General features: G+C 64.3%; 5 protein-coding genes and 1 pseudogene. All 6 read right to left on the reverse strand.

The annotated features are described in order from the left end of the window. Positions 1 to 109: 109 nt before the first annotated feature. Positions 110 to 526, reverse strand: a complete 417-nt coding sequence (locus CZ203_RS05350) for an AraC family ligand binding domain-containing protein (protein ID WP_143436140.1) — start codon at positions 524 to 526, stop codon at positions 110 to 112. Positions 527 to 543: 17 nt separating this feature from the next. Next, positions 544 to 1,347: a glycosyltransferase family 2 protein gene (locus CZ203_RS05355; RefSeq protein ID WP_087065130.1), complete on the reverse strand. Its 804-nt coding sequence runs from the start codon at positions 1,345 to 1,347 to the stop codon at positions 544 to 546. Between the two features lie 171 nt (positions 1,348 to 1,518). After that, on the reverse strand, positions 1,519 to 3,381 hold the full coding sequence (locus CZ203_RS05360; RefSeq protein ID WP_087065131.1) for an S-layer homology domain-containing protein: 1,863 nt from the start codon (positions 3,379 to 3,381) through the stop codon (positions 1,519 to 1,521). Positions 3,382 to 3,467: 86 nt separating this feature from the next. Beyond that, positions 3,468 to 4,631 (reverse strand): ABC transporter permease, encoded by a 1,164-nt coding sequence (locus CZ203_RS05365; RefSeq protein ID WP_227105213.1) that lies wholly within the window; start codon positions 4,629 to 4,631, stop codon positions 3,468 to 3,470. Positions 4,632 to 4,641: 10 nt separating this feature from the next. Beyond that, a pseudogene (locus CZ203_RS05370) lies at positions 4,642 to 5,055 on the reverse strand (ABC transporter ATP-binding protein); the annotation flags it as partial. Beyond that, the gene (locus CZ203_RS15110; protein WP_328588153.1) at positions 5,010 to 6,197 is read right to left on the reverse strand and encodes an HlyD family efflux transporter periplasmic adaptor subunit; all 1,188 of its coding nucleotides are present in this window, start codon (positions 6,195 to 6,197) and stop codon (positions 5,010 to 5,012) included. The gene CZ203_RS15110 and the pseudogene CZ203_RS05370, both read right to left, overlap by 46 nt. Positions 6,198 to 6,274 lie beyond the last annotated feature (77 nt).

The following is a 6,274-nucleotide window of genomic DNA, read 5'->3' on the forward strand; positions in this document are numbered from 1 at the left end:
GCCTTGCAATAATCCGAAAAATGTCCTTAAAACGGGCGAAAACCGCTTCCGTTTGTATTATTGTAGCAAAACGGGCGCGCACTGGGCAATGCGAATTCTTGCGGGATGGTCAACGATTCTTGCTGTGTCTCCCGGCGTAATATACAANGGCGTGGCCTTGGCCCGTGAGCAGGTCGTAATACGGCTGCACGGCGTAGCCGTTGATATGCACCCAGGAAAAGGCGGACGGCACGCGCGCGGTGTAGGCGTGCGCGCCCTTGCAGCAAAAGAGTACGATGGAATCCGGCCCCGCGGCAAAGTCCCGGGACGGGTCGTGGAACGCCAGCTCGCCCGAGCGGATATAAAACAGCACGAACATATCAAAAAAGCCGCGCTCGATCTGCCAAGCGGGCGTACAGGACGCGTCCCCGGCCATCTCCGCGTAAAATAGCGTGCGGCGCGCGAATTCCGACGGCATGTGCAGGTAGATATCGGACGAAGGCAGCACGCCTTCCTGTTTGTACTTCAACCAAAAGCCTCCTTCCATGGGGCGTATGGGGCGTGTCAGCCGTCGCTTGCGCCCGCGATCAGGTACCGGTGGATCTGCATCCGGTTCCGGTCGTACAGGCCGATGGACTGGTAAAAGGCCTTATAGTAGGCGAACAGGCCAAGCCGCGTCTGCAGTGTGTTGATCGGGTTGAGCGTGGTCGCGGTCAGGCTCTTGTTGTTTTTGACATAGTAGTAGATGGGCGTTTGCAGCGCGCAGAAGGATTCCGCATACCGGATGTATTCGAGGTTGAACAGGAAATCCTCGCACCAGTCCAGGTTTTCGTTGCAGCGGATGGCGTGCGCCTGCACGATGTCGCGGCGGTACAGCTTGTTCCACATCACGCCGTAATAGAAGCTCGCCGGCTCGTCCATCAGGTGCTCCGCAAACTGGCGCTTGCCCATCACGCCGGTGTGGTTCAGGAAGCCGTGCACCGTGACCTTGTCGCCGTCCACGCGGCAGTAATGCGAGATGACGAGATCTGCGCCGGTCTCCTCCGCCCGCTCGGCGAGCAGGCGCGTGGCGTTGGCGTCCATCCAGTCGTCGCTGTCCAAAAATTGCAGGTATTTGCCGCGCGCCAGGCCGATGGCGTGGTTGCGCGTGGCCGACACGCCGCTGTTGCGCCGGTCGACCACCGTGATGCGCGGGTCGACGCGGGCGTACATCCGGCAGATCTCCAGGCTCGCGTCGGTCGAGCCGTCGTTGATGAGCAGGATCTCGACGGCGGGGTAGCGCTGCCTGCGCGCGCTGTCGATGCAGCGGGCGAGCAGGGGCGCGGAATTATAGACCGGGACGATAATACTGACAAGGGGCTGTTCCATAGCGTTCCTCCTCGGCGGGGCTTTGGCTTTCGCCGTTATTTTATAAGTATAACACAAAACGGCGCGCGGCGGCAGGGGGAACCCGGCGCGGGGCGCCTGGGAATCCCTCCCGGCCGCGCCGCATATGCAAAACGCCCCCGGGGGAATCCCCCGGGGGCGCCGGCGCCGCGTTTAGCTGCGCACGGTGGCGATGAGGACGCGGACGCGGCCGCCCTCCGCATCGTCCTTGTCGTAGTAGGCGCTTACATTGTAGTCCGCAAGGTTCAGTTCGTTGCGGTCCATCTTGGAATAGGTGTTGTTCTGCAGCAGGTAGACCACGGCGTGATCCCAGATCGTGTGGCGCTCGCCCTCGCCGTCCTGCACGTAGCCCGCGGTCAGCGCGGCGACGGCCTTGACCTTTTCCAGCTTGCGCACCGCCTGCACGGAATTGCCGCTCATCGTGAAGCGCGCCGGGCCGGAGGAAGCCCCCAGCGTCGAGCTGCTCGAGGACTGGGAGGTCTGCACGCCGTCGATCAGCCAGCGGTAGCTGCCGGAAACCGACATGCCGTCCGACTTTTCGCTCGCGGAGAGCACGACGCCGTAGCTGTACTGGTCGCCGGTGACGTCGTTCAGGATCAGGGTCGTGATTTCGCCCGCGCTGTTTTTTTCCGCATAGGCGACGTCCGAGGAATCGAGCGTCATGCCGTCGATGCGGCTGAGGTAGATGCGCACGCCGCCCGTGTCGCCCGCGTCCATGATGTCCGCGCCGTCCGCGACCTTGGTGTTGCCGATGCGCCCCGCGGACGCGCTGACCTTGCCGGAAACGCTGCCCGAGCGCGTGAGCGTCGTGACGTTCGTGCCCGAGGAATCATAGGTCACGCGCACCAGGCTGCCCACGCCGATGCCGGTCTTGTTGCAGGCCACGGTGTAGCTTTCGCCGTCCGGCGCGGTGAGGGTGATGGTCTGCGAGGTGTAGGACGCGCCGTTGGCGGAGGTATACTCCTGCGTGCCCTTGGCCGTGACCACGCCGACCAGGTCGCTGGCCAAGTCGGACGACGGGTAGGCCATGACCGCCTCGCCGTTTTTGCCGAGCAACAGCGTGATGTTGGAGCCGATCGCAAGGCCGCCCTCCGTGCCGAGCGCCGCGGTCGCCATGGAGCCGGAAACCGTGTATTCCACGCCCGCGACCGTGACCGAGGCCGGCGCCTCCTTGTTCGGGGAAGCCTTTTCATAGGTGCCGGTGACGCGGCGCGCATACGCCCACACGGTGCGGCGCTCCGCGGAGTAATACAGCACGTCGTAGGCCTGCAGCGCGTCCGCGGACGAAACCGAGCCGTTGCGGTACACCGTCGACGGCGTAAAGCCCAGCGCGGCCTGCCAGCCCTCCGCGCCCACGACCACCGGGCCGTCCATCGTGCCCTGCAGCAGGTCGTTATAGTCCGGGTTGCCGTCGCCGTCGAGCTTGTAGCCGAGCTTTTCGATGTATTTCTGCTCGCTGTCCTTGGATTTGACGGACAGCAGGTTATAAAACAGGCGCATACAGTTCTGGCGGCTCATCGTGCCCGTGGCCGAGGACGAGATGCCGTCGCCCAGGCCGAGGGACTTGTAAAGCGCCATCTGCCCCTCCGGGTAGGCGCCCGAAAAGTCGGTCGCGGCGTAGCCCAGGAGCTTGAGCACCGCGGTCGCGGCCTCCGCCGTGGTGACGTTGTTGTCCGGCCGGTAGGAGCCGTCCAGGTAGCCGGTCAGCCAGCCCTGCCCCACCGCGGTCTTGATATAGCTCGCCGCCCAGTGCGTATAGGGTACGTCCCGAAACGGCGACGCGTTGCCCGCGGGGGAAACGGTGTCCTTGAGGGTCGAGGCGCACACCAGCATCTTGGCGAACTCCGCGCGCGTGACGCCCGCGGACAGGTTCAGGTTGCCGTTTTCGTCGCCCGTGATGACGCCGAGCGCCCCGACCACCTGCTCGATGGTCGTCTGGTCGCCCGACGCGGCCTGTACCGGCAGGGCGGACAGCAATGTCGCCGTGCAGAGCACGGCGCAAAGCAGTTTCTTCATGGTTTAAACCTCCAGGGTCGATAAGTGAATCCTTTCACGCCGCAGCGTGCCCTTGCGCCCCAAACGGGGTTTGGGGCGCAAGCCCTTTAATCATAGCGCAGCGCGTCGATCGGGTTGAGCTTCGCCGCCTTGTTGGCGGGCATGAAGCCGAAAAATACGCCGATTGCGACCGATACGCCGAACGACACGCCGACCGCGCTGGCCGACGGCACGACCGTCAGCCCGATCAGCCCGCCGACCGCGACCGCGACCGCGGCGCCGAACGCGATGCCGATCAGCCCGCCGACCGCCGAGGTCGTCGCGGCCTCGATGACGAACTGCCGCATAATGTCCTTGCGCTTGGCGCCCAGGGATTTGCGGATGCCGATCTCGCGCGTGCGCTCCGTGACCGATACCAGCATGATGTTCATGATGCCGATGCCGCCGACGAGCAGCGAGATCGCCGCGATGCCGACCAGCAGCAGCGTCATGGTGCCGGTCATCTCCTCCACGGTGGAAAGCATTTCCGACATATCGGAGATCGTGTAGAAGTCGTCGCTCTGGAACACCTCGTAGAGCGCGTTGTCCAGGATGGCGGACGCCTGGTCGTTAAGGCTGGTGTCCGTCGTCATGAAAATATAGCTCGACACCATGCTGCGCCCGAGTTTGGACGCGGTCGTATAGGGGATATACATACAGTCGTCGGACGAGCCCTCGGTCGAGTCGTCCTGCTCCTCGATTACGCCGACCACCGTGAACAGGTTGCCGTTGAGTTTAATGGTCTGCCCGACCGGGTCGCCGGAAAAGGCGCTTTGCGCGAGGTAGGAGCCGATGACGCACACCTTGTTACGGTTTTCCACGTCCACATAGCCGAGGAAGCGCCCGCTGTCCAGGTCGAACTTGCCGATGTCCTCGTAGTCCTCGCTGACGCCGGTCACCGTGGTCGAATCGTAGCTCACCGTATCCTGCTTGACCTGCGCCTGCATGGAGACCGTCGGGCTCATGGAGGCGAAATAGTCCGGGTTTTCCTCGTAAAGGGCGTACATATCGTCCACATCGACCGTGCGGGAGGAGCCGCGCCCCATAACCATAACGGTCAGGCGGTTCGTGCCCATCTCCTCAAAGGTGGAGGTCATCATGTTCGTCATGCCCTGCATGAGCGACACCAGGATGATGACCGAGCCGACGCCGATGATGATGCCGAGCATGGTCAGGAAGGAGCGCATCTTGCTCCCGGACAGGCTTTTGAGCGCCAGCCGGAAGGCCTGCATAAAACCCAATTCAGCCCACCCCTTCCGCGTACCGCCGCGCCGGCGGCTGCATCGGGTGCACGCCCTCGGCGTACTGCACCTGGTCGGCCGGGACGGACGGGCCGTCGTAGACGATCCTGCCGTCCGCCAGGCGGATGATGCGCTGCGCCTCGGCGGCGATCGAGTTGTCGTGCGTGATCAGCACGATCGTGTTGCCTTCCTTGTGCAGCCGCTGCAGGAAGTCGAGCACCTCGCGGCTCGTGCGGCTGTCGAGCGCGCCGGTCGGTTCGTCCGCGAGGATGACCGACGGGTCGCCCGCCAGCGCCCGCGCGATCGAGACGCGCTGCTGCTGGCCGCCGGAGAGCTGGCTCGGCAGGTTCTTGCATTTGCCCTCCAGCCCTACCCGCGCGAGCGCTTCCCGGGCGCGGCGGGCACGCTCNAGCCGGTGAAGGACTGGCCGTCGAGCGCATCGACCGTCACCTGTACCTCCTGGCCGACCTGTACCTGGTTGACGTCCAGCTCGTCGAGCGCGATGTCGAAGGTCAGCGCCGACATGTCATAGATGACCGCGAGCGCCGACACGCCGGACGAGGAATCGATCGAGTCTCCCGCCTGCGTGTTCTTCGTCACGACGGTGCCGGAGATCGGCGCGGTGACCTTGTAGTCGTCCAGCGAATCGATCGTGCTCTGTAGGGAAAGCTCGGCGTTTTTGAGCGAGAGCGCCTGGTTTTCGACCTGGTTTTGAATGCTGGTGCTGGTCATCTTGCAGACGACCTGCCCCGCGGAAACCGCCGAACCGCTATGTACGGAAACGGACGCCACAGTGCCCGCGACCTCCGCGGTGATGGTGGATTCCGCGTTATATTCGAAGTTCGCGCCGCTGTTGCACGCGACCCCGCCCACCGTGGCGGTGCCTGCGGCGGAGGGCGACAGCGCGCCGGGGTTCTGCACCGAAATGGTCACGTTGCGCACCATCTGGTAGCCCTCCAGCACGGTGTCCGCGCCGTCAATCTCCGCGACCGTGCCGGACAGGGTCTCAAAGCTGCCGTCGATTGTGACGGCCGCGGCCTGGCCGACATAAAAGCCCTGCGCGTCCGCGGAATTAAACGGCACCTTGAGCTTCATCACCGAGCTGTCGCGCACGTCGGCGATCTTGTCGCCCGCTTTGACCTCGTCGCCCGCCTCGACCGCCACGTCCGTAATCACGCCGGACTTTTTCGCCTTGACGCTGAGGTCGGCCAGGCTTTCAAGTTGCTGGTTGTAGCTGAGCTGGCTTTGCTGCAGGGACAGGCGGCTCTTTTCAATGTTGTCCTCCACATCAGAGGAATCGATCGTGTACAGCAGGTCGCCCTTCTGCACGGTGTCGCCCTCCTCGAAGGTGCAGGTCAGTACCTCGCCGCGCGCCAGCGTCGTCACGTTGTACTGGTTGAGCGGCGCGAGCGTGCCCGTGCCGGTCAGCGTGGTGGTGATGTCCCGGCGGGCGGCTGCCTCCTCGGTGAAGCTGGCCTTCGCGTCCGCCTGCTTGGGGCTGAGGAAGTGCACGCCCGCCGCGCCCGCCAACGCGAGCACCAGCACGACTGCGACCACCCGTTTCAGCTTTTTCCCGGACTTCTTTTTCTTTGCCGGCTGCGGCGCTTCCGGCGGCTGGGCGCCGGGGGCTGCCG

Origin of the sequence: Intestinibacillus massiliensis (assembly GCF_900155735.1) — a bacterium.
In the GTDB taxonomy this organism is placed as follows: Bacteria; Bacillota; Clostridia; order Oscillospirales; family Butyricicoccaceae; genus Intestinibacillus; species Intestinibacillus massiliensis.

Excerpts from the sequence above, each read along its gene's own strand:
- CZ203_RS05355 (WP_087065130.1), bottom strand. The coding sequence starts at position 1,347 with ATGGAACAGCCCCTTGTCAGTATTATCGTCCCGGTCTATAATTCCGCG.
- CZ203_RS05360 (WP_087065131.1), bottom strand. The coding sequence starts at position 3,381 with ATGAAGAAACTGCTTTGCGCCGTGCTCTGCACGGCGACATTGCTGTCC.
- CZ203_RS05365 (WP_227105213.1), bottom strand. The coding sequence starts at position 4,631 with ATGCAGGCCTTCCGGCTGGCGCTCAAAAGCCTGTCCGGGAGCAAGATG.